Annotated in this window: 2 protein-coding genes; both read left to right on the forward strand. The window is 59.9% G+C overall.

Annotation, left to right across the window (positions count from 1 at the left end; translation table 11 throughout):
* The first annotated feature begins 89 nt into the window (after positions 1–89).
* Positions 90–707, forward strand: a complete 618-nt coding sequence (locus BOP96_RS29085) for a TPM domain-containing protein (RefSeq protein WP_032903207.1) — start codon at positions 90–92, stop codon at positions 705–707.
* 207 nt (positions 708–914) lie between these two features.
* Positions 915–2,132 (forward strand): class I SAM-dependent methyltransferase, encoded by a 1,218-nt coding sequence (locus BOP96_RS29090; RefSeq protein ID WP_032903206.1) that lies wholly within the window; start codon positions 915–917, stop codon positions 2,130–2,132.
* Positions 2,133–2,506 lie beyond the last annotated feature (374 nt).

Consider the following 2,506-nt stretch of genomic DNA (forward strand, 5'->3'; position numbering starts at 1 on the left):
TGGTTTCCGCGGCGGCGGCGGTGGTTTTGGCGGTGGCGGGGCTTCGGGCAGCTGGTAATGACAATAACGAGAATAGAGCATTTACAACCATGGCATTACTGACTGAACACGAGCAGCGCCAAGTCGCCGAAGCGATCGCCCGGGTCGAGAAAACCACCGACGCGGAGTTGGTCACCGTGCTGGCGGCGCGCGCCGACGACTACGCCTACATTCCGTTGCTGTGGGCGAGCTTGATCGCGTTGGTGGTGCCGGGCGTGGTGCATTACCTGTCGGGTTACCTGACCATGTACACCTTGCTGGTGGCGCAGTGGGCGACGTTCATTGTGCTGTGCCTGGTGTTCCGCTTGCCCAAGGTCACTACTCGGCTGATCCCGCGTTCGGTACGCCACTGGCGTGCGTCCAACCTGGCGCGGCGGCAGTTTCTGGAGCAGAACTTGCACCACACGCTGGGCAGCACCGGGGTGCTGATTTTTGTCAGCGAGGCTGAGCGTTATGTGGAGATCCTGGTGGATGAGGGGATTTCCAAGCGCCTGGATGACAGCAATTGGGACGCTATTGTCCAGGCGTTTACCCAGCAGGTGAAACAGGGGCAGACGCTGGCCGGGTTCATCGCCTGCGTTGAAGCCTGTGGCGAGTTGCTCAAGGTGCATGTGCCCGTTACTCACACCCGCAACGAACTGCCCAATCGCCTGGTCGTACTCGAATAACTGCTTTCTGTGGGAGCCGGGCTTGCCCGCGATGGCATCGCCTCGGTTTGCCTGATTAACCGAGTGGCCTGCATCGCAGGCAAGCCAGCTCTCACACAAGGCAGCATCCTTATTCGGGTTGATTGACCGTTGATCAAATAACCCCGTGCCCTGAACCCCCATCCCGCCTAAAATGCCCGGCATTCTTTACCCGAGGCGTTTTTGTTCATGTCCGTCACCGCTCAACCTGCCCGCCCTGCGCCGGATCATCATGCCCAGTTCATCGAACTGTTGAGCGCAAGCCTGGCCCAGAACGCTTTTATCAAGCTGGTGCTGGCCAAGTACGTCGGTGAGGAAGCCGAGTTGCAGCGGCTGATCATCAAGCCGGTAGTCGTCAAGGACCGGCCATGCCTGTCGTTCGTCTATCGCTACAAGACCCGCGATATCACCAAGAACTTCCCCTTGGACGACGGCGTTGCGGCGATCGGCGAGCTGTTGCCCAGCTCGTTCAAGAACGCGCACTTGCTGGCGCTGACCGACGAAGCCCAGTTGGAATACAGCAAGAAGAACAAAAGCTCGCTGTTCAAAAGTAAACCGCAGCAACTGCGCGAGGCGCCTTCGGCTGAGCATAACCGCGAAAAAAATCGCTTCCTCGACCTGAGCCGGCCGTTCCTCGCCGACCTGGGCGTGACCGACGCCAAGCAGGCGCTGATCCCCTCGATGTCGCGCAAGTGGAAGCAGATCAACAAGTTCATCGAAGTGTTCAGCCATGCGCTGACGTCGTCGCCGTTGCAGCTCGACCGCCCGGTGCGTGTCGCCGATTTCGGCTCGGGCAAGGGCTACCTGACCTTCGCCATTCACGATTACCTGCGCAATACCCTCAAGGCCGAGGGCGAGGTCACCGGTGTCGAGTTGCGTGAAGACATGGTCACCCTGTGCAACAGCGCCGCCGCACGCCTGGAACACCCGGGGCTGGTGTTCAAATGCGGCGATGTGCGCAGCGTGGCGCCCAGTGAGCTGGACGTGATGATTGCCTTGCATGCCTGCGACATCGCCACCGACTACGCGATCCACACCGGCATCCGTTCCGGTGCGTCGATCATCATGTGCTCGCCGTGCTGCCACAAACAGATCCGCCTGCAGATCCAGAGTCCGGCGTTGCTCAAGCCGATGCTGCAATACGGCCTGCACCTGGGCCAGCAGGCAGAAATGGTCACCGACAGCCTGCGTGCATTGTTGCTTGAAGCCTGTGGCTATGAGACCAAGGTGTTCGAGTTCATCTCGTTGGAACACACGAACAAGAACAAGATGATCCTGGCGGTCAAACGTGCCGAGCCTGTGGACAACGCGCAGCTATTGGCAAAAATCCAGGAGCTCAAGGCGTTCTATCACATCACCGAGCACTGCCTGGAAACCCTGCTGCGCGGGGATGGCTACCTGGCTTGAAATGGGCGCGGTTCCCTGTGGGAGCTTGCTCCCGTGACGGCCCCGGCGGCCAGCGCATATCTACCTGACGCCCCACGATCCAAATGTGGGAGCTGGCTTGCCTGCGATAGCGGCCTGACAGCCGACGCCTATCTGCCTGACACCCCACAATCCAACTATGGGAGCGGGCTTGCTCGCGAAGGCGGCCTGGCAGTCAACACCGTTGGATTGTGTGTATATCCATTCCTGCGGTAACAGCCACCTAGGGTTCCGCTCTGACAGTGGCTCACTTTTGAAAAGCCGGAATGCCGGCCCAGACAAAAGTAAGCAAAACGCTCTTGCCCCACCACTCGGCACCTCGCTTAGGCTCGGTGTGCCCGTAATCCGCCAGTGAT

Origin of the sequence: Pseudomonas sp. FSL W5-0203 (genome assembly GCF_001896155.1) — a bacterium.
Taxonomy (GTDB): domain Bacteria; phylum Pseudomonadota; class Gammaproteobacteria; order Pseudomonadales; family Pseudomonadaceae; genus Aquipseudomonas; species Aquipseudomonas paracarnis.

Excerpts from the sequence above, each read along its gene's own strand:
- BOP96_RS29085 (WP_032903207.1), top strand. The coding sequence starts at position 90 with ATGGCATTACTGACTGAACACGAGCAGCGCCAAGTCGCCGAAGCGATC.
- BOP96_RS29090 (WP_032903206.1), top strand. The coding sequence starts at position 915 with ATGTCCGTCACCGCTCAACCTGCCCGCCCTGCGCCGGATCATCATGCC.